25 protein-coding genes and 3 pseudogenes are annotated in these 26554 nt (G+C 59.9%); 15 read left to right on the forward strand and 13 right to left on the reverse strand.

Features of this window, described 5'->3' with window-relative positions; genetic code table 11:
• Positions 1–359 precede the first annotated feature (359 nt).
• Positions 360–1031, forward strand: a pseudogene (locus FBY12_RS28270) (PAS domain-containing protein); the annotation flags it as partial.
• A 120-nt stretch (positions 1032–1151) separates the two neighbouring features.
• Positions 1152–1574, forward strand: a pseudogene (locus tag FBY12_RS28275) (methyl-accepting chemotaxis protein); the annotation flags it as partial.
• A 73-nt stretch (positions 1575–1647) separates the two neighbouring features.
• On the opposite strand, the gene FBY12_RS27190 reads toward FBY12_RS28275, so the two are convergent.
• The 4 genes from FBY12_RS27190 to FBY12_RS27205 form a co-directional block, all read right to left on the reverse strand.
• Positions 1648–2199 (reverse strand): hypothetical protein, encoded by a 552-nt coding sequence (locus FBY12_RS27190; protein WP_145257494.1) that lies wholly within the window; start codon positions 2197–2199, stop codon positions 1648–1650.
• Between the two features lie 136 nt (positions 2200–2335).
• Positions 2336–3760, reverse strand: coding sequence for an MFS transporter (locus tag FBY12_RS27195; protein ID WP_145257496.1), 1425 nt, complete (start codon positions 3758–3760; stop codon positions 2336–2338).
• Between the two features lie 336 nt (positions 3761–4096).
• Positions 4097–4729 carry a glutathione S-transferase family protein gene (locus FBY12_RS27200; RefSeq protein ID WP_145257499.1) on the reverse strand — a complete coding sequence of 211 codons (633 nt, stop codon included), beginning with the start codon at positions 4727–4729 and terminating at the stop codon, positions 4097–4099.
• A gap of 42 nt (positions 4730–4771) precedes the next feature.
• Entirely contained in the window at positions 4772–5206 is a 435-nt protein-coding gene (locus tag FBY12_RS27205) for a PACE efflux transporter (protein ID WP_092278929.1), read from the reverse strand.
• Between the two features lie 120 nt (positions 5207–5326).
• Between FBY12_RS27205 and FBY12_RS27210 the strand changes: the two genes are divergently transcribed.
• Positions 5327–6199, forward strand: a complete 873-nt coding sequence (locus FBY12_RS27210) for a LysR family transcriptional regulator (protein WP_145257502.1) — start codon at positions 5327–5329, stop codon at positions 6197–6199.
• Positions 6200–6522: 323 nt separating this feature from the next.
• On the opposite strand, the gene FBY12_RS27215 is transcribed toward FBY12_RS27210, so the two are convergent.
• Complete coding sequence (locus FBY12_RS27215) at positions 6523–7554, reverse strand: LacI family DNA-binding transcriptional regulator (RefSeq protein WP_145257505.1); 1032 nt, start codon at positions 7552–7554, stop codon at positions 6523–6525.
• Positions 7555–7770: 216 nt separating this feature from the next.
• On the opposite strand from FBY12_RS27215, the gene FBY12_RS27220 reads away from it, so the two are divergent.
• Positions 7771–8304 (forward strand): gluconokinase, encoded by a 534-nt coding sequence (locus FBY12_RS27220; RefSeq protein WP_121731219.1) that lies wholly within the window; start codon positions 7771–7773, stop codon positions 8302–8304.
• Between the two features lie 82 nt (positions 8305–8386).
• A complete protein-coding gene (locus tag FBY12_RS27225) occupies positions 8387–9739 on the forward strand; it encodes a GntP family permease (RefSeq protein ID WP_092278937.1) in 1353 nt (450 codons plus the stop codon).
• A gap of 130 nt (positions 9740–9869) precedes the next feature.
• Here FBY12_RS27225 and alaC read toward each other — a convergent pair whose 3' ends face one another.
• On the reverse strand, positions 9870–11087 hold the full coding sequence (alaC, locus tag FBY12_RS27230) for an alanine transaminase (protein WP_145257508.1): 1218 nt from the start codon (positions 11085–11087) through the stop codon (positions 9870–9872).
• A 140-nt stretch (positions 11088–11227) separates the two neighbouring features.
• Here alaC and FBY12_RS27235 point away from each other — a divergent pair, with 140 nt between their 5' ends.
• The 3 genes from FBY12_RS27235 to FBY12_RS27245 all read left to right on the forward strand — a co-directional run bounded on the left by FBY12_RS27235 (position 11228) and on the right by FBY12_RS27245 (position 13043).
• Complete coding sequence (locus FBY12_RS27235; protein ID WP_145257511.1) at positions 11228–11890, forward strand: LysE family translocator; 663 nt, start codon at positions 11228–11230, stop codon at positions 11888–11890.
• 90 nt (positions 11891–11980) lie between these two features.
• Entirely contained in the window at positions 11981–12466 is a 486-nt protein-coding gene (locus FBY12_RS27240; protein WP_145257513.1) for a GyrI-like domain-containing protein, read from the forward strand.
• Positions 12467–12554: 88 nt separating this feature from the next.
• On the forward strand, positions 12555–13043 hold the full coding sequence (locus FBY12_RS27245; RefSeq protein WP_121731215.1) for a GNAT family N-acetyltransferase: 489 nt from the start codon (positions 12555–12557) through the stop codon (positions 13041–13043).
• Between the two features lie 387 nt (positions 13044–13430).
• On the opposite strand, the gene FBY12_RS27250 is transcribed toward FBY12_RS27245, so the two are convergent.
• Positions 13431–13916 (reverse strand): N-acetyltransferase, encoded by a 486-nt coding sequence (locus tag FBY12_RS27250; protein WP_121731213.1) that lies wholly within the window; start codon positions 13914–13916, stop codon positions 13431–13433.
• 141 nt (positions 13917–14057) lie between these two features.
• Here FBY12_RS27250 and FBY12_RS27255 point away from each other — a divergent pair, with 141 nt between their 5' ends.
• From FBY12_RS27255 to FBY12_RS27270, 4 genes are all read left to right on the forward strand, one after another.
• The gene (locus FBY12_RS27255) at positions 14058–14483 is read left to right on the forward strand and encodes a nuclear transport factor 2 family protein (RefSeq protein ID WP_145257516.1); all 426 of its coding nucleotides are present in this window, start codon (positions 14058–14060) and stop codon (positions 14481–14483) included.
• A 93-nt stretch (positions 14484–14576) separates the two neighbouring features.
• Entirely contained in the window at positions 14577–14921 is a 345-nt protein-coding gene (locus FBY12_RS27260; RefSeq protein ID WP_121731211.1) for a YciI family protein, read from the forward strand.
• Between the two features lie 72 nt (positions 14922–14993).
• Positions 14994–15485: an SRPBCC family protein gene (locus tag FBY12_RS27265; RefSeq protein ID WP_121731210.1), complete on the forward strand. Its 492-nt coding sequence runs from the start codon at positions 14994–14996 to the stop codon at positions 15483–15485.
• Positions 15485–16720: an RNA polymerase sigma factor gene (locus FBY12_RS27270; protein ID WP_145257518.1), complete on the forward strand. Its 1236-nt coding sequence runs from the start codon at positions 15485–15487 to the stop codon at positions 16718–16720. Before FBY12_RS27265 ends, FBY12_RS27270 begins: the two co-directional genes overlap by 1 nt.
• A 42-nt stretch (positions 16721–16762) precedes the next feature.
• On the opposite strand, the gene FBY12_RS27275 is transcribed toward FBY12_RS27270, so the two are convergent.
• Positions 16763–17617 carry a LysR family transcriptional regulator gene (locus tag FBY12_RS27275; protein ID WP_145257521.1) on the reverse strand — a complete coding sequence of 285 codons (855 nt, stop codon included), beginning with the start codon at positions 17615–17617 and terminating at the stop codon, positions 16763–16765.
• An 89-nt stretch (positions 17618–17706) separates the two neighbouring features.
• Here FBY12_RS27275 and FBY12_RS27280 point away from each other — a divergent pair, with 89 nt between their 5' ends.
• Positions 17707–18144 carry a multidrug/biocide efflux PACE transporter gene (locus FBY12_RS27280; protein ID WP_121731207.1) on the forward strand — a complete coding sequence of 146 codons (438 nt, stop codon included), beginning with the start codon at positions 17707–17709 and terminating at the stop codon, positions 18142–18144.
• Between the two features lie 102 nt (positions 18145–18246).
• Here the strand turns inward: FBY12_RS27280 and FBY12_RS27285 are convergent, their stop codons facing one another.
• Positions 18247–19005: an SDR family NAD(P)-dependent oxidoreductase gene (locus FBY12_RS27285; RefSeq protein ID WP_145257524.1), complete on the reverse strand. Its 759-nt coding sequence runs from the start codon at positions 19003–19005 to the stop codon at positions 18247–18249.
• Positions 19006–19123: 118 nt separating this feature from the next.
• Between FBY12_RS27285 and FBY12_RS27290 the strand changes: the two genes are divergently transcribed.
• Entirely contained in the window at positions 19124–20023 is a 900-nt protein-coding gene (locus FBY12_RS27290; RefSeq protein WP_145257528.1) for a LysR family transcriptional regulator, read from the forward strand.
• A gap of 83 nt (positions 20024–20106) precedes the next feature.
• Here FBY12_RS27290 and FBY12_RS27295 read toward each other — a convergent pair whose 3' ends face one another.
• Both FBY12_RS27295 and FBY12_RS27300 read right to left on the reverse strand, forming a co-directional pair.
• Positions 20107–21735 (reverse strand): inorganic phosphate transporter, encoded by a 1629-nt coding sequence (locus tag FBY12_RS27295; RefSeq protein ID WP_145257531.1) that lies wholly within the window; start codon positions 21733–21735, stop codon positions 20107–20109.
• 155 nt (positions 21736–21890) lie between these two features.
• Complete coding sequence (locus tag FBY12_RS27300) at positions 21891–22913, reverse strand: transporter (RefSeq protein ID WP_121731203.1); 1023 nt, start codon at positions 22911–22913, stop codon at positions 21891–21893.
• Between the two features lie 300 nt (positions 22914–23213).
• Between FBY12_RS27300 and FBY12_RS27305 the strand changes: the two are divergent.
• Positions 23214–24836, forward strand: a pseudogene (locus FBY12_RS27305) (methyl-accepting chemotaxis protein).
• Between the two features lie 99 nt (positions 24837–24935).
• Here FBY12_RS27305 and FBY12_RS27310 read toward each other — a convergent pair.
• Both FBY12_RS27310 and FBY12_RS27315 read right to left on the reverse strand, forming a co-directional pair.
• Positions 24936–26114 carry a GAF domain-containing sensor histidine kinase gene (locus tag FBY12_RS27310; RefSeq protein WP_145257533.1) on the reverse strand — a complete coding sequence of 393 codons (1179 nt, stop codon included), beginning with the start codon at positions 26112–26114 and terminating at the stop codon, positions 24936–24938.
• Between the two features lie 124 nt (positions 26115–26238).
• On the reverse strand, positions 26239–26547 hold the full coding sequence (locus FBY12_RS27315) for a PepSY domain-containing protein (RefSeq protein WP_092278977.1): 309 nt from the start codon (positions 26545–26547) through the stop codon (positions 26239–26241).
• Positions 26548–26554 lie beyond the last annotated feature (7 nt).

The following is a 26554-nucleotide window of genomic DNA, read 5'->3' on the forward strand; positions in this document are numbered from 1 at the left end:
AACAACGCACCGGTTTTCACAACACGGAGCTGTGCGGTAAATGGAATTACTTACCAAAACGTTAGGGCTGGCCCGACCGGGCTATCAAGAGAAGGATGTCTTGATGAGAGCGTTGCTGCATGGACGTTCCGATTGAACATCACCTATCACCTGACACTTCCTGCCCTTGGCGGGATGCGTGTGCCTGTTTCATGACCATTTGAAAGACCGACAACTTTCATCAATCAGAAGACTGCGCTTAAGGTGATAGAACCATGTTCAACCTACATCACAAGGCTGATTTGCAGCAGATCGAGCGCTTCAGTTGTGCGCTGACCGAAGCCAACGCCAAGTTGGCGGCGGTGAGTCGTTCAATGGCGATGATCGAGTTCAGCCCGGATGGCATAGTGCTCGACGCCAATGAACACTTTTGCGCGACTATGGGTTACAGCGTCGAAGAAGTACGCGGTAAACATCACCGCATATTCTGTGAAGAAGCGTTCTACCGCAGCGAGGAATACGCCAAATTGTGGCGTGACCTGGCGCGCGGCGAGCCGGTCAGCGGCACGTTTTTGCGATTGAACAAGGCCGGTCGGGAGATTTGGCTGGAAGCCAGTTACATGCCGGTGTTCGGTCCGGATCGCCAAGTCAGAAGCGTAATAAAAGTGGCCTCGGACATCACCGACCGGGTCAATAAAGAGCATGAAAACGAAAGTATGCTGGCGGCCATCGGGCGCTCAATGGCGGTGATCGAATTCACCCCCGAGGGCAACGTTATTACGGCCAACGAGAACTTCCTGAAAACCACGCACTACTCGCTCAATGAAATAGTCGGCCAGCACCACAGCCTGTTTTGCCATCGCGCCGAAGCCGAATCGCCGCAGTACAAGGCGTTCTGGGCATCACTGAATCGCGGCGAATATCACTCGCACCGCTTCGAGCGCAAAGACAAGTACGGCCACACGATTTATCTGGAAGCGTCATACAACCCGCTGTTCGACAGTAAGGGCCGATTGTACAAAGTGGTGAAGTTCGCCAGCGACATCACCAACCAGGTCACCACGCTGCAATCTGCTGCGGAATCAGCGCACAGCACCTCGGTACAGAACGACGCCTGCGCGCAGAAAGGTTCGCAAGTGGTTCAGCAGACCGTGCAGATCATCCAGGATATTTCCCGCGACCTTAATCAAGCCGCCGAGAGCATCGACGCAGTGAGCAAACAATCGGACATTATCGGCACTATCGTCCAGACCATCCGCGGCATCGCCGACCAGACCAACTTGCTGGCACTCAACGCGGCCATTGAAGCGGCGCGCGCGGGCGAACATGGGCGTGGGTTTGCGGTAGTGGCCGACGAAGTGCGCAGCCTCGCCGCGCGAACCAGCCAGGCAACTTTGGAGATTGTCGAAGTGGTGCGCAAGAACCATGATTTGTCGTTGAGCGCTGTGGCGAGCATGCAATCAAGTCTGAGCCGAACCGGGTTAGGCGTAGAACTGGCGAATGAAGCGGGGGAGGTGATCGTGGAGATTCAACAAGGCTCGCGGCATGTCGTCGATGCGATCAGCCAGTTCAACTCGACGTTGCAGTTGAACTAGCAAACAACTTGTGGGAGCGAGCAAGCTCACTCCCACAGTTTTTTGCAGTGTTCGGCAGGTTCTGCGTGTTGGCTTAGAGCGCAGCCAGGAACTTGTCGACCACTTGTTGGCCGTCAGCCTTGTCGCTGCTGCCATTGTCCTTGTCGGCCTGCGCCAGTTTCATCTTGTCTTGCAGACGCTCGGCGATCTCCTTGCCAATCGCCATTTGCTGCGCCGGCGGCATGGCTTTCAGTTGGTCTTCGGTAATGCCCAGCTCTTGCAGAATGCTGTCGCGCAAACGCTGTTCCGGGGTCTTGCTCATGTAGTCCTTGAAGTCGGCCATGGCCGCGCTGTCGGTGGACTTGCTCTTGTCTTCTTCCGGCACCGAGGCCTGCAACGCCACGCGGGTTTTGGCGAAAGCTTCATCCACGTTGTCGTTGATGGTGCTCGCCGCGCTGATCTGCTGGGTGGCGGAAGTCAGCCCGGAGGACTGCGCGTTGGTGCTGTCCTGCTTGATTTGCGCGATGGTATTTTGCGCGTTCTGGATCAAACCGCTGTACAGCGCACTCGCGGCGGCCGTGGTCGGGTCCATGTCCGTGCGTTGGGTCTGCTGAATGATCGAAGCTTTCTGGGCGCTGACCAACATGATGAATAGCCTGTAGGTAATTGCTGTTGATTGTGTAGGAGCAATTAGCGTGCCGCCGCTGAAACGCCGGTTTTGCGCGGCGATTCAGGTGTGGCGGCGGTCAGTTATTGCCGCTCGGCGGCAGACGGTCACCGCTTCAGCGGTGGGCAATGTTCTCCAATGCCAGGTTGCGCGTACGCGGGCCGAAGTAACCGATGGTGATCATCACGATCAACATGCTGCTGACAATGAAGGCCAGCACCCCCGACGTGCCGAAGTGTTCGAGGAAAATCCCGATCAGCAAACTGCTGAACACTGTCGACAAACGGCTGAACGAGTAACAGAAGCCCACGGCCCGCGCGCGGATGTTGGTCGGGAACAATTCACTTTGGTAAGAGTGATAAGCGAAGCTCAGCCAGGCGTTGCAGAAGGTGATCATCACCCCGCAGACGATCAGCCCCAACGCGCTGGTTTGCAGGGCGAACAATGTGCCGAAAGTCATGGCGCCGAGGGCCGAGCCGACGATCTGCCATTTGTTCTCGAAACGGTTGGCGAATTTCACAAACAGCAACGGCCCGAGCGGGTAGGCGAGGGTGATGATGAAGGCGTACATCAAACTGTGCGTAACGCTGACGCCCTGACCGGATAAAAGCGCCGGCAGCCAGTTGCCGAAACCGAAAAAACCGATCGCCTGAAACACATGGAAAACAATCAGCATCAGCGCCCGACGTCGATACGGCGGCTGCCAGATGTCAGCGAATCGCCCCGCACCCTGCACGTCTACCGCCGCCAGTTCCGGTTCGTCCAGCGCTTTGCCCTGATCTTTCACGCAGCGCGCCTCGATGTTATCGAGAATCCTGCTCGCCTCATCGAAGCGTCCATGCTGCGCCAACCAGCGCGGCGACTCCGGCAGGCGCGAGCGCAGCCACCAGATAAACAGCGCAAACACCGCGCTCGCCAACACCACCCAACGCCAGCCAGACACACCGAACGGCGCTTGCGGCACCAGCCACCACGACATTAGCGCTACCGCAGGCACCGATAAAAACTGCACAAAAAACGCGAAGGCAAACGCCGAACTGCGCATGCGTTTCGGCACCAGTTCCGAGAGGTAGGCGTCGATGGTCACCAGCTCGATGCCCAAGCCAATGCCCACCAGAAAGCGCATGCAAATGATGCCCAGTGCCGAACTCTGCACGCCCATCGCCACAGTCGCGACCGTGTACCAGATCAGCGCAAAAGTGAAAATCGCTCTTCGGCCGAAGCGGTCGGCCAATGGGCTGAGCAGGCTCGCACCGAGGAACAGACCGAGAAATGTCGCCGAGGCAAACGCAGCTTGATCAGAAAAACCAAAAACGCCGCCACTGCCGGTGGCGAAGATGCCATCGCGGATCAGACCGGGGCTGATGTAAGCGGTCTGGAACAAATCGTACAGCTCGAAAAAACCGCCAATCGACAGCAACGCCACCAGTTTCCAGATTGTGGCAACGGCGGGCAGGCGGTCGATGCGCGCGGAAATCTGCGCGGCGCGAACGGGGTCGATACCGTCGGTTTGGGTGATAGCGGGGGAGTAGGCAGGCATGGGCTGATCCGATTCTTGTTGAAGGGAAAGCTTAGCCTGCTATCGGTTATCACGGATTGTGATGTTTTGCGGGTTTGTGATTGGATTTGCAGGGTTATTGCAATATCCGCTTACGTTTTAGCCGTTTATGGCGCAACCGGGGTATTGCCCATCAACCTTTAGGTGACCCCTGTGGCGAGCGAGCTTGCTCGCGTTGGACTGCGCAGCAGTCCCGGAAAAATAGTAGTACTGCGCAGCAGTCCCAGATAAAAGAAGGGCCGCTTCGCAGCCCAACGCGAGCAAGCTCGCTCGCCACAGGTTTGGTGGTGGTGGTGGTGGTGGTGGTGGGTTTATCTGCTATGGCAAACCATTACAGCCGAACTTGAGGAAGCCCGGCCGCTGCGCCAGTCGCTGAAAATACTCATCGACGGCGGGCAAGTCGGGGCGCTCCATGGGCGTCATCAGCCAGCGGTTCACCGACAGGCCGATGACGATGTCGGCCAGGCTGAACCGTGGCCCGGCGACGTAGGCTTTGGTGGCCGCGAGTTGGTGTTCAAGGATGGTCATTTTGCGGTTCCAGTCATCCACGCCGACGGCGATTTGATGCGGGTCCTGGCACTCCGGATCTTTGCGCACCAGCGCGGTAAAGGCATAACCCCACGAGCGATTGAGCTCGGTAGCCTGCCAGTCCATCCATTGCTCAACACGCGCGCGGGCGGCCGGTTCGCCGGGCAACAAGTCGTGATTGTGATGCTTGCCGGCGAGGTAGCGGCAAATGGTGTTGGATTCCCACAACACCCCGGCGTCATCGATGATCACCGGCACCTGTGCATTCGGATTGAGCCGCGTGAACTCGGGGCTGTGGGTAGAGGCAAAACCGCTGCCCCAATCCTCGCGTTCGTAGGAAACGCCCAGCTCCTCACAAGTCCACAGGACTTTTCTGACGTTGATCGATGACGCTTTCCCAAGAATTTTCAGTGCATGTTCCATGGTGCTACTCCTTCAGCGAAACGACGCCTCGGGAATCTACCATCAAGCAGCAGGATCCGGCAGCGCTGACGCTGGCAAACCAAACGTGCGATCAAACAGCCAGTTGAAGGCGAAGGTGTAGCACGGGATGAAAATGATCAGCGCCAGGTCGAGCAAAAAGGCCTGCACCAGGCTGATGTTCATCCACCAGGCAATCAACGGGATGAGAAACACAATCAAGGTTAGTTGAAAACCCACGGCATGGCCGATGCGCCGTTTGACCGTGCGAGTGCGCGACGGCTGGCGACTTTCCCAGCGCTCGAACAGCGAGGTGTAGATGAAATTCCAGGTCACGGCGATGGTGGTGATGATCACCGCCAGCGGCCCGGTGCTGCCCGGCGAAGTGCCGGAAAGCAGCGCCAGACCCAGCGCCGAGAAGGTCATGCCGATGATTTCGTACAACGACACGTAGACCAGTTTGCGTTTAACGCCTTGCATGTTTTTTTGCCTCTTTGTTGCAACTTGATGCCAGCAGCACTGGCGGAGGCGGCGAAAGATAGCTTCAATAGCGCTGACAGAAAAAGTCAGCAGCTTTCAGTTTTATTGATAGGACGGCGAATGAACTTCAACAGCGACAGCATCGAATTGTTTCTCGCAGTGATCGAGCGCGGCTCGTTTTCCGCCGCCGCTCGGGCACTGGGCAAAGTGCCGTCGGCGGTGAGCATGGGCATCGGCAATCTTGAAGCCGAACTCGGTTATTCGCTGTTCGATCGCAGCCACCGCGAACCGGTGCCGACCGCGATGGCCAATGCGCTGGTCCCGCACGCGCGGCTGATTGCCGAGCAACTCAAGCAATTGCAGGTGCACGCGGTCGAGTTGTCGTTGGGGTTGGAGAGCCGGCTGTCGATTGGCGTGGTCGCGGACCTGGATAAAAGCCGTTTGATGGCGGCGATCAAGGTGATTGCCGAGCGGCATCCGCTGCTCGACATCGAAGTGCTGAGCGCGCCGCAGGATGACGTGTTGGCGATGCTCCACAGCGGTCGCGTCAGTGTCTGTCTGGCGTTCGCCGGGTTGAGTGTGAACGGGCTCGAGCGCTTTCAGTTCGTCGGCAGCGAACGGATGATCGCCACGCTGGCGGCGGACAATCCGCTGTTTCAGGGCCAGGATTTGTACTTGGAAGACTTGCTGCACTTGCGCCAGATCATCGTCGCCAGCCGCGACTTGCCGATCAGCGACACGCGGCCGCTGGTCGCGCAGTCGTATTGGCGCACCGACACCCTGGCGATGGCGCTGGAGATGGTCGAGGCCGGTTTGGGCTGGGGCAATTTTCCGTTATCGGTGGTGCAACCGCTGCTGGACGCGGGCCGCCTCAAACGCCTGAGTTTTCGCAACATCGAGAATGGCTTGCTGCTGCCAGTGCACGCGGTGTGGCTCAAAAGCCAGCCACTGCAGAAAGCAGCGCTGGCGTTCGTAGGCCTGATGTCTGCCTGAAACCCCCAACGCAACCCACCACCAAACCCAAAGCAACCCCAAGCAACCCCAAGCAATTCCAGGCAACCCGATAACCCTGTGGCGAGCGAGCTTGCTCGCGCTGGGGTGCGCAGCAGCCCCCAAACCAGGCGACCGGTTTTACCTGACGAAACGGCGGCATCCGCCATGGGTCCGCTCCGCAGCCCAACGCGAGCAAGCTCGCTCGCCACAGGAGTGGTGGTGGGTTGGGCAGCTCAGTTGAGAAGTGGTGTTGGGTTGGAGAGACCAGCTGAGTGTTGGTGGGTTGGTGAGGCCAGTTGATGAGTGGTGATGGGCCCGACAGGTCAGGTGCTTTCGCGCACTTTCAGTTCGAAACCCATGTCCTGCACCGGTTTGGCCACGGTGTTGCCGGCCATCAGCGTGAGCATTTGTTCGGCGGCGCGGCGGCCGATGGCTTCACGCGGGGTGCTGATGCTGCTCAGGCGCGGGACCATGTGGGCAGAGGCGGGCAGGTCGTTGAAGCCGAGGATCGCCACTTGCTGCGGGACTTTGATCCCGCAACGCATCGCCTCGAGCAGCGCGCCTTGGGCCAGGTCATCGTTACCAAAGAAGATCGCATCGACATCGGGATGACTGGCCAGCAATTGCACAAACAACTCGCCGCCCAGCCCTACCGAAGACGCGCGCGGCGTCAGCACTTCCAGGTCTGGGTCGTACAAACCGGCCTTCTGCAGCGCCTTGCGGAAACCTTCGCCGCGCAGCAAGGTGCGCTGATCGAGCTGCGCGCCAATGTAGGCCAGGCGTTTGCGACCACGCGAAAGCAAGTGCGCTGCCGCCGTTTCGCCCGCCGCCAGTTGCGAGAATCCCACGCAATTGAGGCCCGCCGCCGTGTCCAGTTCCATCATATAGACGCAAGGAATGTTGCTCGCCTCGATCATTCGCCGCGAACTTTCGGTGCGATCAAAACCGGTCAGCAGCAAACCGCGCGGCTGATACGCCATGTAGTTGCGCAGGAGGTTTTCTTCTTCATCGCGCGAGTAGTGGAAGTTACCGATCAGCACTTCGAAGCCCTTGGGCCGCAACACTTGATGAATCGCTTCCAGCGTGTCGATAAACAGCAGGTTGGACAACGACGGCACCAGCACCACCACCGAATGGCTCTGCGCCGAGGCCAGCGCGCGAGCGGCGGGGTTGACCACGTAGTTGAGCTCGAGCGCGGCTTTCTGGACTTTCTCCACCAGTTCGGTGGCCACTGTGCTGACACCACGCAACGCGCGCGAGGCCGTGATCGGGCTGACGCCGGCCAGGCGTGCGACTTCGTTGAGGGTAGGGCGGCCGGTGGTGCGGGTATTTTTATCGTTTTTAGAGGTGGTCATCGGGGCGGCTTGCCAAACAAAATTCAAGGCACTAAGGTAGCGCTGTCTCGATGCAGCTGCAAATGCGTGAGCGGGGTTTGCCTGAACCTCGTTCCTTGGCGTCGCGAACGAACATGCTGCAACCCACAAAAATGACAAGAAGGCGTCGGCAACTTCTGCTTTTGGTCTAGTGTCATAACTGGCAAAGGTAGCGCTGTCTGCGCGCTGAGGTGTTTCATGAATCATCCCATCACCGCCCTGGTCATCATGGGCGTTGCCGGTTGCGGCAAGACCTGCGTCAGCGAGGCCTTGTGCCAGCTCAGCGGCGCGACTGCCATTGAAGGCGACACTTTCCACCCTGCCGCCAATATCGAAAAGATGAGCGCGGGCATTCCCCTGAACGACGACGACCGTGCCGGCTGGCTGCAAAGCCTGTGCGTGGAACTGCGCCGCGTCGACGCCGAGGGCAAACACCCCGTGCTGACCTGCTCGGCACTCAAACACAGTTACCGCGAAGTGTTGCGCAGTGCCTTGCCGGGCCTGGGTTTCGTATTCCTTGAGTTGACGCCGGAAGTCGCCGCCGAACGTGTATCGCACCGTCCCGGCCACTTCATGCCCTCGACCTTGATCGACAGCCAATTCGCCACGCTTGAATCGCCGGTCGGCGAGCCGCTGACCCTGGCACTGGACGCCTCCAACCACAGCGTCGCGCAATTGGCCGGACAGGCGCACGCCTGGTGGCTGCAACACGGTTTGAAATTTTCGGTATGAGTTTTCTTCGAAGAGATAGCGCTGTCCTCGCGCCTGGCGAATTTCCCGCTTTAATAACAACAACAATCAGGAGACACCCCTAATGTTCGGCATGTCCCACGAGACGTTCCTGCTGCTCGATGCAGTGGTCACGGTGATCGGACTTATTGTCCTGATCACCAAGTTCAAATTTCACCCGTTTATTGCACTGATCATCGCCGCGCTGTTCCTCGGCCTGACGTCAGGCATGCCGGTGGGCACCATTCTCAAAGCGTTCCAGGACGGCTTCGGTGGTGTGCTCGGGTTTGTCGGGATCATCCTCGCGCTGGGCACCATGCTCGGCAAAATGATGGCCGAATCGGGCGGTGCGGATCAGATTGCGCAAACGCTGATTCGCGCGTTCGGCAAGGACAAAGTGCAGTGGGCGATGATGTTCGCGGCGTTCCTGGTCGGCATTCCGCTGTTCTTCGAAATCGGCTTTGTGCTGTTGATCCCGCTGGTGTTCATCGTTGCGCGGCGCACCGGTGTGTCGATCATCAAGATCGGTATCCCGCTGCTGGCCGGTCTGTCGGCGGTGCACGGTCTGGTTCCGCCACACCCGGGCCCGCTGCTGGCCATCGGCGTGTTTGGTGCCGACATCGGTAAAACCATTCTGTACGGTTTGATCGTGGCGCTGCCGACGGCAATTATTGCCGGTCCGATTTTCGGTACGTTCATCGCCAAACACATTCCGGGCCACGCCAATCAGGAACTGGTTGATCAACTGGCGCGCGAACCGCAGGCGACCACGCTGCCGAGTTTCAGCATCACCCTGATCACCGTGTTGTTGCCGGTGTTCCTGATGTTGCTGAAGACTTTTGCTGACGTGGCGCTGCCGGAAGGGCACTTCTTCCGTGCCTGGATGGACATGATCGGTCACCCGATTTCCGCGCTGCTGCTGGCCTTGCTGCTGTCGCTGTACACCTTCGGCTACCGCCAGGGCATGGGCTCGAACAAGATTCTGAAACTGCTCGACGCCAGCCTTGCGCCGACCGCCGCGATCATCCTGATCATCGGTGCCGGTGGTGGCTTTAAACAGATGCTGGTAACCAGCGGCGTCGGTGATGTGATCGGCCACATGGCGGTGAACGCGCAGATCTCGCCGATCCTGTTGGCGTGGCTGGTGGCTGCGGTGATTCGTGTTGCGACCGGTTCGGCGACTGTGGCGACCATTACTGGCGCGGGCATTGTGGTGCCGGTGGTGGGGATGATTCCGGGCGTCAACCGCGAGCTGCTGGTGCTGGCCACCGGTGCCGGTTCGCTGGTGTTGTCGCACGTCAACGACGCCGGTTTCTGGCTGGTGAAGCAGTACTTCAACATGACCGTCGTGGAAACCTTCAAGACCTGGACCGCGATGGAAACCATCCTGTCCGTGGTGGCGCTGGGCTTCATCCTGCTGCTGTCGATGTTCGTTTAAGCCACACAGGCAGCAAGATCGCAAAACAACTGTGGGAGCGAGCTTGCTCGCGATGACGGACTGACATTCAACCTCTTCGCTGAATGTCAGGCCCGCATCGCGAGCAAGCTCGCTCCCACAGTGTTATGCGTCAGGCGTTGGTTTTTGCGACCAGCCCATCCGCGCGAAACATCCCGCGTATCCCGCGCACTGCCTGACGAATCCGGTCCTGGTTTTCGATCAGTGCGAAGCGCACGTGGTCATCGCCATACTCGCCAAAGCCTACGCCCGGCGAGACACAAACCTTCGCCTCGGCGAGCATTTTCTTGGCAAATTCCAGCGAACCCAGGTGCGCGTACGCTTCAGGAATCTTCGCCCAGACATACATCGACGCCTTCGGATTCTCGACCATCCAGCCCAGTTCATGCAAACCTTTGACCAGCACATTGCGGCGCTGGCGATACTGCTCGGCGATGTCTTTGACGCACTGCTGATCACCTTCGAGCGCAGCAATCGCCGCCACCTGCAACGGCGTGAACGTGCCGTAGTCGTGGTAACTCTTGATCCGTGCCAAGGCGTTGACCAGTTCCGCGTTACCGACCATGAAACCGATGCGCCACCCGGCCATGTTGTAGCTCTTGGACAAGGTGAAAAACTCCACCGCAATGTCTTTGGCGCCGGGCACTTGCATGATCGACGGGGCTTTCCAGCCGTCGTAGACGATGTCGGCGTACGCCAGATCGTGCACCACCAAGACGTCGTATTGCTTGGCGAGAGCGATCACCCGTTCGAAGAAATCCAGCTCCACGCATTGCGCGGTCGGGTTCGACGGGAAACCGAGGATCATCATCTTCGGCTTCGGGATCGAGCCACGAATCGCGCTTTCCAGTTCGGCGAAGAAATCCACGCCGGGAACCAGCGGCACCGAGCGCACCTGCGCGCCGGCAATCACCGCGCCGTAAATGTGAATCGGGTAGCTCGGGTTCGGCACCAGCACCGTGTCGCCCTGGTCGAGGGTGGCCAGCATCAAATGCGCCAGGCCTTCCTTGGAACCGATGGTGACAATGGCTTCGGTTTCCGGGTCGATGTCGACCTCGTAACGATCCTTGTACCAATTGGAAATCGCCCGGCGCAGACGCGGAATGCCCTTGGACGTCGAGTAACCGTGGGTGTCTTCGCGCTGGGCGACGGTCACCAGTTTTTCGACGATGTGCGGCGGGGTCGGGCCGTCGGGGTTGCCCATGCTGAAGTCGATGATGTCTTCGCCACGACGACGCGCGGCCATCTTCAGCTCGGCAGTGATGTTGAAAACGTAGGGGGGGAGTCGATCTATGCGCGCAAAGCGGCGCGGCGAACCTGGGTTAGCCATTCGTTGCCTCGGAGAACGTGAGCGCCCGGAACCGTCCGAGCGACGCTGGCCACTGCGGTGGCCTGTGGCGGAATGTAAGGGCGGATGTGGCAAACTGTCCAGCCACTTTGTAAACAAAATTGTCCGAAGGAAACGGGTTGATGGAATTTAGCAGCGGCTTTTTGTTGAGCCTTTCGTTGTGCCTGGATATCGGCGTTGCCAACATCGCGATGATCACGTTGGCCATGCAACGCGGCTATTTTCAAGGCTTTGCGCTGGGGTTGGGGACCTGTGTCGGTGACCTGATCTACGCGATTCTGGCGCTGGCCGGCATGACCGTTTTGCTGCAATACGAAACCGTGCGCTGGGTGCTGTGGATCGGCGGATCGGCGCTGTTGCTGTACTTCGCGGCGAAGATGATCTACTCGGCGATCCACCATGAAGCCGTGCTGGCCGAGGCGGCGGACGTAGGAAACAACTCGCATAGACGTGAGTTTTTTCGCGGGATCTTCCTCGCCATGTCCTCGCCAAGCGCGATTCTGTGGTTCGCCGCAGTCGGCGGTACGCTGATCGCGCGGTCGGGCGGTGGCGGTGCGCTCAGTTCGGCGCTGTTTCTCGGCGGATTTCTCTGCGCCGGGGTGTTCTGGTGCGGGGCGCTGTGCTTCGCCGCGAGTCATGGCGGCAAGCTGCTCGGCGACAGATTGCTGCGCTATTCGTACATGGCATCGGCGGCGATCTTCTGCTATTTCGCGGTGTACGTGATCCTATCGGGTTACAACGAGTTTATCGGCAAGGCTGCCGTCGGGCAGATGCCGGGGCTTTGAACGGCCAATCGCTGGGGGAATCGGGCATGAGTTCTATACTTTTTCCGCTGAGCTTCCCAACGCCCACTTTTCCATCAAAGGAGTTGAATCATGGATGAACAAACGCAGGTCAAACTCGCCGAACCACGCTTTGAGCACGGGCACTTTCTGCTCATCGCCGGGCTGGGCGGGCGATTCACACAGGAATCTTCGAAGGATATTCCCAAGCTCTGGGAACAATTCGTTCCCGAGATCGGCAATATTCCGGGGCAAAAAAGCGAAGTGACCTACGGCATCTGCTGCAATCCCGACGGTCAGGGTGGTTTCGAATACATTGCCGGCGTCGAAATCGACAAGCTTGATGATCTGCCAGACAAGTACCGCTGGGTCGAAGTGCAGCCGCAGCAATACGCGGTTTTCGAGCACAAGGGTTCGCTGGACAGCTTGCCTGCGACCTTTCAATACATCTGGAAAACCTGGCTGCCGCAATCGGGGCGGCAAGCGGCGGATGCGCCGGAGTTCGAACGCTACAGCGAAGATTTCAACCCGACGCTGAATACCGGCGTGCTGGAAATCTGGTTACCACTCAAGGATTGAATCCGCGCGAGAGTGCGGACGCCCAGTCCGCCTCTGCAGCGTTTTAATTTATGATCTGCGATCTTTCCTACGCTGATCCCGAGTTGCCATGAACACCGTCATCCGCAATGTCACGCCCGCCGACCTCGACCGCTGCTACGCCATCGAAACCGTTGCCTATGAAGGCGACGAAGCTGCCACCCGCGAAAAAATCGCCACGCGCATCGCCACTTGGCCCGAGGGTTTTATCGTCGCTGACGTGGACGGCGTTGTAGGCGGTTTCGTCAATTCCGGTGCGGCGTTTGACGTCGAGATGTCGGACGAAGCGTTCAAGGAGCTGATCGGCCACGACCCGGCTGGCCCGCACGTGGTGATCATGTCAGTGGTGGTGCACCCGGATTTTCAGCGGCAAGGGTTGGCCAAAAGCTTGCTCGCCGAGTTCATTGAGCGTATGCGCGCGCTGGGCAAAACCCATATTCACCTGATGTGCAAGGAACGGCACATTGCGCTGTACGCCGGTTTCGGCTTCGCCTACATCAAGCCCTCGGCATCGGACCACGGCGGAATGGCCTGGCATGAAATGGTGCTGGAACTCTGATTGATTTGAAGACGCCTGTGGGAGCGAGCTTGCTCGCGATTGGGCCGGCACTTTCAATATCAATGTTGGCGGTGACTACGCCTTCGCGGGCAAGCCTCGCTCCTACATCGGGACGGTGTCGTACACAAATCTCCTGCCCACTGAAAATCCCCTGTAGGAGTGAGCCTGCTCGCGATTGGGCCGGCACTTTAAACATCAATGTTGACGGTGACTACGCCTTCGCGGGCAAGCCTCGCTCCTACATTGGGTGTGTGTCGTACACAAATCTCCAGCCCACTGAAAATCCCCTGTGGGAGTGAGCCTGCTCGCGATTGGGCCGGCACTTTCACCATCAATGTTGGCGGTGAATACGCCTTCGCGGGCAAGCCTCGCTCCTACATGTGTGCATCAGAACACCAGGCTCATGCGCCGCTCGTAGCCGATGCGGCCGCGATACGCCTCTCCGCTGTCGACGTAGCCGAACCGGGCGTACAGCGCAATCGCCGCTTCGTTGTCGGCGTCGACCGACAATTCAATCGCCTTGATTTCGGGAAATGCCTGCCGCGCAACCTCGGGCAATGCTTCAAGGCAGGCCTTGCCATAACCTTTGCCCTGGGCGTGCTGATCGACTTGCAGGGCGTGCAGCGTGGCGCTGTGTTCGTCGGCCCAGGCCGGTAAAACCGGTGGCCGTTTGAGCAGCAGGAACGCGACGGGAATGTCCTCGGCCAGCAGCGCGAAACCTTTGACGCCGGGGCCGGGTTTGGACAGCAAGGTGTGCAACGCACCGTGGATGTCGCCGCTGAATCTGATCTGTTCCCGGTGAACTTCAATGGCCTCGACCTGCTGGCGCTGCAACGCGTTCAGGCTCTCGTATGGCACGAGTACGACTGTCACTGGAGGTGTCCTTTTCCAACCGATATGAGGGGCGGATTCTAGCGAGTTTGCGCGGCTGGACTATTTTTATTTCGACTGTCGATTGGCCGTGATGCCGAACGACTAAAGGTGTCTTCCCAACAAAAACCACGGAGAAACACCATGAATCCGCTCAGCCAGATCCATCATCTGATCGACAGCTATCGCCAGGCTGTCGTCGCCAAAGACGTGGAAAAAGTCATGGCGTTGTACGCCGACGACATCGTCTCGTTCGACGCGGTCAAGGCCCTGCAATTCAAGGGCAAAGCGGCGTACCGCGCGCATTGGCAGGAATGCATGGAAATGTGCCCCGGCCCGCACATCTTCGAATTCCATGAAATCGACATCGTACCCTCGCAGGAAATCGCCTTCGCCCATTGGCTGGCGCACTGCGGCGGCACCAACGAACAGGGCGAAACCCAGGCCTGCTGGATGCGCGTTACTCAGTGCTACCGGCAAGAAGCGGGGCTGTGGCAGATCGTCCACGAACACTGGTCGGCACCGTTCGACATGGTCAGCGGCGCGGCGTTGTTCGAGTTGCAGCCCTGAGCGTCGGACCGATGCATCCGGGTTTGCTCGTCGGAAAAACCGCCAACTCGCCGCGCAGCAGCCATAGTTGATCAGCCGATCACGGAGAGCCCCATGAAATACCTATGCCTGGTTTACAGCAACGAACAGACCCTGCATTCGTTGCCCGAAAGCCCTGAAGACGCCGAGTGCATGGCCTACGCCGAGTCGGTTCAGGGCAGTGGCCGGATGATCGCCGCCGAAGCGCTGGAGTCAGTGCAGACCGCGACCACGGTGCGTATGCGCAACGGCAAATTGTCGATCACCGACGGCCCGTTTGCCGAAACCAAAGAGCAGCTCGCCGGTTTTTACCTGATCGATGCCAAGGACCTCAACGAAGCGCTGCAGGTCGCCGGCCATATCCCGGCGGCCCGCGTCGGTTGTGTCGAAGTGCGCCCGGTGCGCCAGTTGAATCCCTGAGCACTCATAAAAAAAACAGCATTCACAAAAACAGCAATCTCAAAAACAACAATCAAAAAAACAGGAGATCCCATGAGCCCGCAGTCCTTGAAAAACCAGCCTGCGCCGTTCCAATTGTCGATCAGCCGATTGATCGACGCGCCACGCCGCAAAATCTTCCGCGCCTGGACCGAGCCCGCGTTGCTCGCGCAATGGTGGGGCCCGCACGGCATGACCACGCCGGAGTGCGAAATGGACCTGTGGGTCGGCGGCCAGTTTCGCACCTTGATGCGCGCGCCGGATGGCAGCGAATACCCGACGTCGGGGGTGTTTCTGGAGATCGTCGCGCCCGAGCGATTGGTCTTCACCGATGCATTTGCGCCGGGCTGGATTCCCTCGGGCAAACCGTTCATGAGCGCCGAAGTGACGCTCGAAGAGCAGGGCGGGCAAACCCTGTACACCGCCCGCGCCATGCACTGGAGCGAAGAGGATCGCCAGGCCCACGAAGCCATGGGTTTCCACGACGGTTGGGGGCAAAGCCTTGATCGGCTGGTGACGCTGGTCACCGAAGGCATGCCGGACTGATGTCCGCCGAATCGGTGAAGGCGCGGGTCGAGCAGGTTTATCGCGAAGACTCGCGGCGCATTCTGGCGACGCTGATCCGTTTGCTCGGCGATTTCGACCTCGCCGAGGAGGCGCTGCACGAAGCGTTTTTCGTCGCCGTCGCGCGTTGGCAAACCGACGGCGTGCCGGCCAATCCGCGTACGTGGCTGGTGTCCACCGGGCGCTTCAAGGCGATTGACGTGTTGCGCCGACGAGCGCGGTTCAACGCCTCGCGGCCGCTGCTGATCGCTCAGTTGGAAGAACTGGAACAGGCCGACTGGAGTGACGAAGACGTGGAAGACGATCGCTTGCGCCTGATCTTCACTTGTTGCCACCCGGCCCTCGCGGCGGATGCCCAGGTGCCACTGACCTTGCGCGAAGTCTGCGACCTGACCACCGAAGAAATCGCCCGCGCGTTTCTTTCGGCGCCAGCGACCATTGCCCAGCGCATCGTGCGCGCGAAAGCGAAAATCCGTGACGCGAAGATCCCGTATCAAGTGCCGTCGCTGGCCGAATTACCCGAGCGCCTGGACAGCGTTTTGCGGGTGATTTATCTGGTGTTCAACGAAGGCTATTCGGCGTCGATTGGCGCCGAGCTGACCCGCGAAGATCTGACCCGCGAAGCGATTCGCCTGGGCCGATTGCTCGTGGAATTGTTGCCCGAAGCAGAGGTGCTGGGGTTGCTCGGGTTGATGCTGTTGCACGAGTCGCGGCGCCCGGCGCGGACCTCGGCAAACGGTGAGCTGATCTTGCTGGATGAACAGGATCGCGCACTGTGGGACGCGACGATGATTGCCGAAGGCTGCGCGCTGGTGGAACGCGCGCTGACCCTGCGCCGCTTCGGCCCGTATTGCCTGCAAGCGGCGATTGCAGCGGTGCACGCCGAAGCGCCGACGGCGGCGCAAACCGACTGGCCGCAGATTGTCGGTTTATACGATTTGCTGCTGCGCGCGCAGCCATCACCGGTGATCGAACTCAACCGCGCCGTGGCGCTGGCCATGCGCGACGGGCCGTTGGCGGGACTGACGGTGGTGGAGGCGATTCTGGCGCGCGGCGAATTGCTCGATTACCACTTGGCGCACTCGGCGCGGGCGCAGTTTTGTCGGCAGTTGGGCAGGGTGGACGAGGCGCGGGCGGCGTATCAGCGAGCGCTGGAATTGACCCGGCAAGCGCCGGAGCGGCGGTTTATCGAGCGGCGCCTGGAAGAATTGCAGTAGCCCCGATCGGCATGGAGGTTTGCCCGCAAAATGCGCGCGGCGCTATTCCAGCATTTTGCGCAACAACCAACTGCCCGCCGGCCCCGGAGGATGCAGCCGCGACCACAGTGCATCGACAAACACCGGTTTCGGCCAGCCACGCACCTGCAACTCCACCAGTGACCCGGCGCCAAAACGCCCGACCAGCCAGCGCGGCAGCGGCGCCCAGCCGAATCCGCCCTGAGCCATTTCCAGCAGCATCAAATAACTCGGCGCCGACCACACCCGGCCCTTCGCCCGGCTTTCATACGGATTGACGATGGTCGCCAGACGCAACTCGCGATGCTGCTGCAGCACGTCTTGATCGATGCCGCTGAGCGCCGCCAATGGGTGAGTCTGCGCGACAAACAGGGCAATCTCGGTGCGCTCATCGACCGTCGAACTGACCAGATCCGGCGGATAGCTGTCCTGCATTTCCGCAAACGCCACGTGCGCCCGGCCGCGTTGCACCAACGCCACCAGGTCATCGCACTCGGCGATCAGGCATTCGAGTTCCAGATCCGGATAACGCTGCTCGAACACACTGAGCGCCGCTTCGAAACGGTTCGATTGATACGTGTCGGAAATCGCCACGGTCAGCTTCGCCTCGACCCCTTGCGACAACTGGCTGGCGCTCAATTGCAGACGACTGGTGGCGGCCAGGATTTCCTCGGCGCGTTGCAGCATTACGCGCCCGGCCGGGGTCAAGCTGGGCTTGCGGCTGCTGCGGTCGAACAGCGTCAGGTCGAGGTCGATTTCCAGGCTGGCAATCGCCGCGCTGATGGTCGACTGACTGCGCCCGAGTTTGCGCGCCGCCGCCGAAAAAGAGCCTTGCGTCGCCGCTTGCACAAATGCCTGCAACACTTCTTCAGAAGCCATGAGCTATCGACCTGATCGATGGTTATTGGTTTTGAAGTATCGGCGCGCCCGTGGATGATCGCAACCTCAGTCATTCAGGGGGTCCGGCGATGAACGCCAACAAATCCATTACTGAACGTGTTTTCCAGGCCATCGGTTTTGAACTGCTGGCCGTGTTGATTTGCACCCCGCTGCTGGCCTGGGTGATGGACAAACCGATGCTGGAAATGGGCGTCGCTACCGTGGCCATCGCCGCACTGGCATTGGCCTGGAACGTGGTGTTCAACGGCGTGTTCGACCGTTTGCTCAAGCGCTATGACATCGTGCGCAACGCCTGGATTCGCGTGGTGCACGCGCTGTTGTTCGAAGGCGGTTTGATCGTGATGGGCGTGCCGCTGATTGCCTGGTGGCTGAGCATCAGCCTGTGGCAGGCGTTCTTGCTCGACATCGGTGTGCTGCTGTTTTTTCTGCCGTACACCTACGTTTACCACTGGGGTTACGACGTAGTGCGCGAGCGATTGCTGCTGCGCAATACCTGCGAAAACTGAATGCTCTTGTAACCATAAGGGAGCCCTGCGAGGTTGCGTTCGACGACAAATCGGACGCAGCCTCGCGGGGCTCGGCAGCTGCTACATGGATTGGTGGTTCAGTTAGAGGAACATGCCGCCCGAGGCTTCGATGCGCTGGCCGTTGATCCACTGGGCGCCCGGCGACAGCAGCAGCGCAATCGCGGCGCCGATGTCATCCGGCTGACCGGCGCGGCCCAGCGCCGTGTTGCTCGCGACCATCTGATTGACCGCCGCAATATCGCGCACCGCGCCGCCGCCGAAATCAGTTTCAATCGCCCCCGGTGCCAGAATATTCACCGAAATCCCGCGCTCGCCGAGCTCCTTGGCCTGATACCGCGTCAGCACTTCCATCGCGCCTTTCATCGCCGCATAAGTGCCGTAACCCGGCAGGCTGAAGCGCGCCAGACCGCTGGAAATATTGACGATGCGCCCGCCGTCATTCATCAGCGGCAGCAATTTCTGCGTGAGGAAAAACGGCCCTTTCAGGTGAATATTCATCAGCAGGTCAAATTGTTCGAGCGTGGTGTCGACGAAATTGGCGTGCACGCCGACCCCGGCGTTGTTGACCAGAAAATCAAAGTTTGCCTGCTCGAAGTGGCTGCTCAGCACCTCGCTGACGGCACTGGCGAATGCGTCGAAACCTTCACTCTTGCCAACATTGAGTTGCAGCATCGCGGCGCGGCCGCCGAGGCTTTCGATCTGCGCGACCAGTGCCTGCGCCTCGTCAGCGCGGCTGTTGTAAGTGCCGATGATGTCGATGCCTTGCGCGACCAGATTCAACGCGGTGCTCTTGCCCAAGCCACGGCTGGCGCCAGTGATCAATGCGATTTTGCGATTCATGAGATTTCCTCAAACAGTGGGTGACCGATGGGAGGAAGTGTATTTATCCGGCGTGGGGTGATAAACAGGGCTAAACCGGAATCACTGGTCGGCTGTGTCGAACAATAAAGGTCAGTTCATGAACAAACTGGAATTGCTGCGCACCTTCGTTCGCGTCAGCGAAATGTCGAGTTTTACCCTCGCTGGCGAGAGCCTGGGGTTGCCCCGGTCCACGGTTTCCGAACACGTGCAATCGCTGGAAAAACTGCTCGGCACACGGCTGTTGCAACGCACCACGCGCAAGGTGCAGGCGACGCAGGACGGCTTGGCGTTGTACGAGCGCAGCAAGGATCTGCTGGCGCACATGGATGAAATCGAAGGGCTGTTCCGCCAGGATGAGGCGTCGTTGGCCGGGCGGATTCGGTTCGACATGCCGAGCATCATGGCGCGACGTTACGTGATGCCGCGCCTGCCGGAATTCATGGCGCGGCATCCGCATCTGGAGCTGGAAATCAGCAGCACCGACCGCCGCGTCGATTTGCTCAGCGAAGGGTTTGACTGCGTGGTGCGGGTTGGCGCGCAGCCCGATCAGACCGTGGTCGCGCGCCACGTATGTGACTTCGAGATGTTCAATTGCGCCAGTCCGGCGTACCTGCAACGTTACGGCGTGCCGCACAGCATTGAAGACTTGGCGCAGCATCGGTTGGTGCATTACGTCGGGGCGTTGGGTTCGCGTTCGGAAGGTTTTTTGTATGAGGCGCAGGGCAAAGTGCATCGGGTGGCGATGGCCGGCAGCGTCACGGTGAACAGCACTGACGGTTATGAATCGGCGTGTCTGGGCGGGTTTGGTTTGATTCAGGCGCCGCGCGTCGGTATGCAGCCGTTCATTCAAAGCGGCGAATTGGTGGCGGTGTTGCCGCAATTCACAGCGCCGTCGATGGAAGTGTCGCTGCTGTACGCGCGGCAGCGGCATTTGCCCTTGCGCGTGCGGCTGTTCATGGAATGGCTGACGCAAGTGATCATTGAGCAAACCCGCTGACTTGTGGGAGTAAGGCTTGCTGGCGATGGCGGTTTTGAAATTGGCATCGCGAGCAAGCTTTGCTTCTACATTGGCGGGGAGGGTCAGAAGAGTTGGGTAAACAACCAATACAAACTGCCCGACAGCAAGATCGCCGCCGGCAGGGTCAGCACCCACGCCATCAGCAGATTGCGGATGGTCTTCATCTGCAAACCGCCGCCATTGGCGACCATGGTCCCGGCCACGCCCGACGACAACACGTGCGTGGTCGACACCGGCAAACCAAACATATCCGCCGCGCCAATGGTCAGCATCGCCACGGTTTCCGCCGAGGCGCCCTGGGCATAGGTCAGATGCGTCTTGCCGATTTTTTCGCCGACCGTCACCACGATGCGTTTCCAGCCGACCATGGTGCCGAGGCCCAACGCGATTGCCACGGCGATCTTCACCCACAACGGAATAAACCGCGTCGAGTTGTCGATTTGTTGCTTGAACAACTGCAATTTGTCGCGAGTGTCTGCGTCGAAGTTGCCGACTTTGTTTTTGTCCATCAAACGAATGGTTTCGCTGGTCAGGTACATGTCGTTGCGCACGTTGCCCACCGCTTGCGCCGGTACGTTGGACAGTGAGCCGTAGCCCTTGACCTCGGCGCCGATGCTGGCGGTCAGGGCGGCGAGGGCGGGGATCAGTGGCGGCGTTGCTTCTTTGCTGCGCACGTAATCGGAAAGAATCGCGCGCGGATCGGCCGGCGCCGGCAGCGGCGCATGCTTGACCAAGGCTTGCTGGGTCACTTCGGCCACCGCCGCGAACTGCAACGCCTGATCTGCCGGCATGGCGCGGTTCAGCGCGTAAGCCATCGGCAGCGTGCCGACCAGAATCAACATGATCAGGCCCATGCCTTTCTGGCCATCGTTGGAACCGTGGGCGAACGACACGCCGGTGCAGGTCAGGATCAGCAAACCGCGAATCCACCACGGTGGCGGCGCATCCCCTTCGGGCGCCTTGTACAGCGCACGATTCTTGACGAAGGCGCGCAACGCCAGCAGCAACAACGCCGCAAAACCGAAGCCGACCAGCGGCGACAGCAGCAGCGCATAACCGATCTTCGTGGCCTGCGCCCAATCGACGCCGCTGGTGCCGTCGCGCCCGTGCATCAGCGCATTGGCGACGCCGACGCCGATGATCGAACCGATCAACGTGTGCGACGACGAGGCCGGCAGACCCAGCCACCAAGTGCCGAGGTTCCACAGGATCGCGGCGATCAGCAGGGCGAAGATCATCGCAAAACCGGCCGAGGAACCGACTTGCAGAATCAGCTCGACCGGCAGCAACGCGATGATCCCGAACGCCACCGCGCCGCTGGAAAGCAGCACGCCGAGAAAGTTGAAAAACCCCGACCACGCGACGGCGAAATTCGGCGGCAGCGAGTTGGTGTAAATCACCGTGGCGACGGCGTTGGCGGTGTCGTGGAAACCGTTGACGAACTCAAAACCCAGCGCAATCAGCAGCGCCACGCCGAGCAACAGAAACGGCGTCCAGGTGGTCACCACGGTGCCGAGTTCGTGCATGTCGTGCATCAGGCTGTAAGCGGTAAACAGCAATCCGCTGGCCAGCACGCCGAAGAAAATCACCCAAGTGAAGAACCCGGGTTTTTTATCCAGTTGAGCTCTGGCAGGGCTGACGGGGACTTTGCTGGCGGGCGCCGGTGCGGCGGTGAAGGAAGGAGTAGCCATCACGGACAATCCTGAGGAGGGAAGGAATGTCGCCCATGATCGTTTCAAAATGTGACAGAGAGACTGCGGTGGGTCAGTGTTTAGGGTTTTTGCTCATCCATTCATCGCAACCTCCACAAATCCCCGGCGCCCCTCACCACCAGGCCCTGAGTGGCTCAATAATCCTGGCGCTTGCGGAACGCCCAGCGCCCGGCCAGCACGGTGAAGGTGGCCACCAGCGCCACCAGAATCCAGAACCCATGCGCGTCGTCCGCCAACGGAATTCCGCCCACGTTCATCCCGAAAAACCCGGCAATGATGTTGATCGGCAGCGCCAGCACCGTGACCACGGTCAGCGTGAACAGCGTGCGGTTGCTCTGTTCGTTGAGGTTGGCGGCGATCTCTTCCTGCAACAACTTGATCCGCTCGCCCAGCGCCGTCAGGTCGTTGATGATCAGCGCAAACTCCTCGGTGGACTTGCGCAACTCCTTGACGTCCTCCTTCTGCAGCCATTGCGGCGGACGGTTGAGCAAACGCAGCAACGACCCCGGCTCCAGCGCCAGCAGCCGTTGCAGGCGCACCAGCACACGCCGATTGGCGCCAAGTTCAGCGCGGTTGGTCGAGAGCCGCGACGACAGCAATTGATCTTCGATCTGGTCGACACTCAGGCTGGTCTTGCGCACGATCTGCGTCAGCACTTCGCCCTGATCGCGCAGCAGATGCACGAGCAATTCCAGCGGCGAACGAAAGCGCTCGCCAGCCTTCACCGATGAACGCAACTTGTCCACCGAGTGCAGCGGTTGCAGGCGCGCGCTGATGATCAGGCGGCTGCGTGCGCAGACCCACAGCGTCGAGACATCCGACGAAACCATGCTGCTGAGGTTGAACACTACATCGTTGACCACCGCCAGCAGCGCCGAATCCACGTGCTCGATCCGCGTCGAACGCGAACCTTCGTGCAGCGCCTCGAAAAACTCTTCGGGCAATGCCAGATGGCTTTTCATCCAGCGCTCGCACGCGGCGTGGGCCAGGTTCAGGTGCAACCAGAGAAACTCATCGGCATCCTCGGCGTGCTGCAAAAAACCCAGCGCCTGCGCCGAATCGATCTCTTGACCACGCTCGCCGGGACGAAACCGATAGCCGTAAAGCAAGCCAAACAAATCGGGATCGCGATGGCTCTGGTCGATGCTGTGGTTCATGGCGGCTCACTGAAAGATAGCGGTCGAAGCGCACGTCGAGGCGGCGGGATGAACTGCATTTCGCGGGCTCACCTGAGCCGCATCATCGCAAGCGTTTCTGACCGTTGTGTGACAGTCGGATGGCGCCGCAAAACTGCCGCCGCCGATGGTCGGTAATGGTTAAAGAAGCGCTCTGGCCCGCCGATTACGCAGGTGTCAGGTTGCGCGGCGGTGGCCAGCAATCCGCTCGGTAGACACGGATGTCCGCACGTCTTTCACGCCGTATCCGGCGTGCCTCTTCCTTGTCATGAGTATCAGCCGATGCTGCAAAAATCCCTGAGAGCCCAAATCCTCGCGCTGTTGAGCGGCAGCCTGTTGGCGATATTGCTGATCGCCCTGGCCAGCTTTCATTTCCTCTCTGGCGGCGTGCAAAGTTACGCCAACCTGATCGACGGCCCGCTGCACACTTCGCAACTGATCGATGAAGCCAACCTGCAATTCAAGGTTCAGGTTCAGGAGTGGAAAAACGTTTTGCTGCGCGGCAAGCAACCGGCAGACAGGGACAAATACTGGAAACAGTTCGAAGATCGCCAGCGCGACGTGCAAGGCATTCTAGGCGAATTGGCCGGGCAAAAAGGCCTCGATGGCCAACTCAAAACCCGCATCGAACGCCTGCGTGACGAACACCGGCAGTTGGGCAGCGCCTATCAAAAGGGCCGCGATGCCTACGTCGCTTCCGGTGGCGACCCGACGGCGGGCGACAACGCGGTCTAAGGGGTCGACCGCGCCACCAGTGAGCAGATGAGCGAACTGGTGACCGAACTGCGCAAACAGGGCACCGAGCAATCGGCGCTGATCAGCGCCAGCGCCGAGCGCACGGTGTTGCTGGGCACGATCGTGATGCTGGCGTCCGGTTTGCTGATTGGTCTGTTGAGCCTATGGCTGATCAACCGCAACCTGGTCGCGCCGATCCGCAAACTGATCGATTACGTGGCGCAACTCAGCCAGGGGAAATTCGCCGAACGGGTTGCGAGCAATCGTCAGGACGAACTGGGCAATCTGGCGACAGCGGCAAATACCTTGCGCGATTTTCTCGCCGAAACCTTCAGTCGTTTGCAGCGCAGCGCCAAGGATCTGGACAGTGCCAGCGGTGAGTTGAATGCGATTGCCGGCCTGATGGCCAGCGGCACCAACGAGCAGTTCAACCGTACCGATCAGGTGGCGACGGCGATGAACGAAATGTCCGCGACCGCGCAAGAAGTTGCCCGGCATGCCGCCGATGCTGCACGCGCCGCCGACGATGCCGATCAGTCCGCGCAGCAGGGCGAAAAGGTCATGCAGGGGACCATTCACACGATCACCCGGATGCGCGGTGAAATCGCCAACACCGCCACCGTTATCCGGCGTCTGGAAACCGACAGTGGGCGCATCGGCAAAGTGCTGGAAGTGATTCGCGGCATCGCCGAACAGACCAATTTGCTGGCGCTGAATGCCGCCATCGAAGCGGCGCGAGCCGGTGAGGCCGGGCGTGGTTTTGCCGTGGTGGCGGATGAAGTGCGCAGCCTGGCGCAACGCACGGCGGCGTCGATCATCGAGATCAACCAGATTATCCAGACCGTGCAAACCGGTGCGGTGGACGCGGCGCAGGCCATCGAAAGCGGCCAGTCGCGCAGCGAAGAAAGTGTTGCGCAAGTGACTGAGGCCGGTGCGATGCTGGAGCGCATCACCCATGCCGTCGAAGCCATTCGCGACATGAACCGCCAGATCGCCACGGCCGCCGAAGAGCAGACTTCCGTCGCCGAAGACATCTCGCGCAACCTCACCGAGATCACCTCGATCGCCAGCACCAACCTCGACAATGTGCAGCGCACCGAAGCGGCGAGTCACAACTTGCACGGCTTGTCCGGCCAGTTGAATGAAGTCACGGCGCGGCTGAGCGCGTAACAAAACGGCGCTGTGTATCGGTTTGCTTGCCGAGCCGCTACACAGTCGCTCTCAAGTGTGACCAGAGGCAGCAAGTCGCGTACTGCTCAGCACCACCGCTTAAACGGTGGTTGGCAAACTGAACGTGAACTGCGTGCCGTCCTGCGCGGTGGAGTGGACTTGCAGTTGGCCGCCATGCGACTGGGCAATCTGGCTGGCGATGTAGAGGCCCAGCCCGAGGCCGGCGCGGGTGTTATCGCCGCTCGGGCGCGAGTACGGCTGGAACAACTGCGCCAGTTGTTCCTCGGGAATCTGCCCACGGTTTTTCACTGATAACTGCAACGTGCCGCGTTCCATTGCCGCGCTGATTTCCACGGCACCTTCGGGGTCGCCGTGGTCGATGGCGTTCGCCAGCAGATTGGAAAGCAACTGCGCGACCCGTTCGCGATCACACAGCACGCCTTGCAAATCGCCGATCGATGCCCGAATCACGCGCTGCGAATGCACGCTCTCGATCTCTGAAACCACATGACGCAAGGCATCGGCCAAATCCGCGCACGGCGCAATGCTGAGCGGAATACCGTTGCCGAGCCGGCCACGGGCAAAGTCCAGCACGTCATCGACCAATTGCGAGGCGCGGCCGGTGCTGGAGAGGATGTGCTGCACCAGTTTGTCACTGACCGGGTTGGGGCATTTGCGTCGAAGCATTTCTGCCGAAGCACTGATGGCGAACAGCGGGTTGCGCAAGTCATGGCCGAGCACGGCGATGAATTGTTCGCGCAGTTCGGCGGTTTCCTGTTCGTGTTGCAGCGCGGCTTCGGTGATTTGCAGGTTTTCTTCGGCTTCGATTTGCAGCGCGAGCAACCGGGCGAACGATTCCATGGTGGTCTGGATCGCGCTGCTTTTAAGCTCGGCAGGGTTGGGGTCGAGGGCACAAATGGTGCCGAAGAAGCGCCCGTCGGTGCGGAACACCGGAACTGAGATATAGCTTTCGAATTGATACAGGCGCGGCGTGTGGTGGTTGCAGTACTGCGGGTCTTCACTGGCCTTGTCGATGACCACCGTGTGGTGTGCCTGGCGGATTTCGTGGCACAGGGTGGTGGCCACGTCCAGTTCACCGCCGACGCCGAGGCCGAAATTCAGCTCATCGAGGACGGCGCAGGCGATCCACGATTCTTCGTTGACCCGCGCGACGGCGGCAAAACGCAGCCCGGTCATTTCGCGGATTACCTGAAGAATCGCCGGCACGGCACTGATCCGGCCGATCGTGGCGATATCTGCTGCCGCTGTTTGCCTCATCTTTCTTGTGCTCTGCATGGACGCCGTTTGCGGATTCTAACGGGCCTTGGGCGCGCAGGCATAAAAAAACGCACGATCCGACGATCGTGCGTTTTTTTGATGGGGCCGTTGAAGTTTCGCGGTGTTAGTCGTCTTGCTTGTTTTTCAGGACTTCGCCGGTGGCGGCGTTCAAGTCCACGTCCCATTCAACGCCTTTGGCATCTTTGAGCTCAACTTCGTACTCATAGCCGTTGAAGTGGTTGTCCAGGTCGGAGTCGGTAATCGTGGCGCCTGGGTGCAACTTCATGATGACTTGGTTGAGTTCTTCCAGTGGCTTGATCTTGCCGTCCTTGACCAACTGAGGAATCTGGCTGAGTGGAACATCATCAGCCTGGGCCAAACCAGCAGTCAGCGTCAGAGCCGCAGCAGTAAACAGGGCAGTTAAAGTTTTCATCAGGTTC

The sequence above is a fragment of the Pseudomonas sp. SJZ131 genome, assembly GCF_007828705.1.
Taxonomy (GTDB): domain Bacteria; phylum Pseudomonadota; class Gammaproteobacteria; order Pseudomonadales; family Pseudomonadaceae; genus Aquipseudomonas; species Aquipseudomonas prosekii.

What these genes read in the sequence shown, in the direction of transcription:
- FBY12_RS27195 (WP_145257496.1), bottom strand. Translation starts at nt 3,760, where the DNA reads ATGCCTGCCTACTCCCCCGCTATCACCCAAACCGACGGTATCGACCCC.
- FBY12_RS27265 (WP_121731210.1), top strand. Translation starts at nt 14,994, where the DNA reads ATGAGCCCGCAGTCCTTGAAAAACCAGCCTGCGCCGTTCCAATTGTCG.
- FBY12_RS27235 (WP_145257511.1), top strand. Translation starts at nt 11,228, where the DNA reads ATGGAATTTAGCAGCGGCTTTTTGTTGAGCCTTTCGTTGTGCCTGGAT.
- alaC (WP_145257508.1), bottom strand. Translation starts at nt 11,087, where the DNA reads ATGGCTAACCCAGGTTCGCCGCGCCGCTTTGCGCGCATAGATCGACTC.
- FBY12_RS27270 (WP_145257518.1), top strand. Translation starts at nt 15,485, where the DNA reads ATGTCCGCCGAATCGGTGAAGGCGCGGGTCGAGCAGGTTTATCGCGAA.
- FBY12_RS27290 (WP_145257528.1), top strand. Translation starts at nt 19,124, where the DNA reads ATGAACAAACTGGAATTGCTGCGCACCTTCGTTCGCGTCAGCGAAATG.
- FBY12_RS27245 (WP_121731215.1), top strand. Translation starts at nt 12,555, where the DNA reads ATGAACACCGTCATCCGCAATGTCACGCCCGCCGACCTCGACCGCTGC.
- FBY12_RS27280 (WP_121731207.1), top strand. Translation starts at nt 17,707, where the DNA reads ATGAACGCCAACAAATCCATTACTGAACGTGTTTTCCAGGCCATCGGT.
- FBY12_RS27215 (WP_145257505.1), bottom strand. Translation starts at nt 7,554, where the DNA reads ATGACCACCTCTAAAAACGATAAAAATACCCGCACCACCGGCCGCCCT.
- FBY12_RS27240 (WP_145257513.1), top strand. Translation starts at nt 11,981, where the DNA reads ATGGATGAACAAACGCAGGTCAAACTCGCCGAACCACGCTTTGAGCAC.
- FBY12_RS27205 (WP_092278929.1), bottom strand. Translation starts at nt 5,206, where the DNA reads ATGCAAGGCGTTAAACGCAAACTGGTCTACGTGTCGTTGTACGAAATC.
- FBY12_RS27315 (WP_092278977.1), bottom strand. Translation starts at nt 26,547, where the DNA reads ATGAAAACTTTAACTGCCCTGTTTACTGCTGCGGCTCTGACGCTGACT.
- FBY12_RS27285 (WP_145257524.1), bottom strand. Translation starts at nt 19,005, where the DNA reads ATGAATCGCAAAATCGCATTGATCACTGGCGCCAGCCGTGGCTTGGGC.
- FBY12_RS27255 (WP_145257516.1), top strand. Translation starts at nt 14,058, where the DNA reads ATGAATCCGCTCAGCCAGATCCATCATCTGATCGACAGCTATCGCCAG.
- FBY12_RS27190 (WP_145257494.1), bottom strand. Translation starts at nt 2,199, where the DNA reads ATGTTGGTCAGCGCCCAGAAAGCTTCGATCATTCAGCAGACCCAACGC.
- FBY12_RS27310 (WP_145257533.1), bottom strand. Translation starts at nt 26,114, where the DNA reads ATGAGGCAAACAGCGGCAGCAGATATCGCCACGATCGGCCGGATCAGT.
- FBY12_RS27210 (WP_145257502.1), top strand. Translation starts at nt 5,327, where the DNA reads ATGAACTTCAACAGCGACAGCATCGAATTGTTTCTCGCAGTGATCGAG.
- FBY12_RS27300 (WP_121731203.1), bottom strand. Translation starts at nt 22,913, where the DNA reads ATGAACCACAGCATCGACCAGAGCCATCGCGATCCCGATTTGTTTGGC.
- FBY12_RS27225 (WP_092278937.1), top strand. Translation starts at nt 8,387, where the DNA reads ATGTTCGGCATGTCCCACGAGACGTTCCTGCTGCTCGATGCAGTGGTC.
- FBY12_RS27275 (WP_145257521.1), bottom strand. Translation starts at nt 17,617, where the DNA reads ATGGCTTCTGAAGAAGTGTTGCAGGCATTTGTGCAAGCGGCGACGCAA.
- FBY12_RS27220 (WP_121731219.1), top strand. Translation starts at nt 7,771, where the DNA reads ATGAATCATCCCATCACCGCCCTGGTCATCATGGGCGTTGCCGGTTGC.
- FBY12_RS27295 (WP_145257531.1), bottom strand. Translation starts at nt 21,735, where the DNA reads ATGGCTACTCCTTCCTTCACCGCCGCACCGGCGCCCGCCAGCAAAGTC.
- FBY12_RS27260 (WP_121731211.1), top strand. Translation starts at nt 14,577, where the DNA reads ATGAAATACCTATGCCTGGTTTACAGCAACGAACAGACCCTGCATTCG.
- FBY12_RS27200 (WP_145257499.1), bottom strand. Translation starts at nt 4,729, where the DNA reads ATGGAACATGCACTGAAAATTCTTGGGAAAGCGTCATCGATCAACGTC.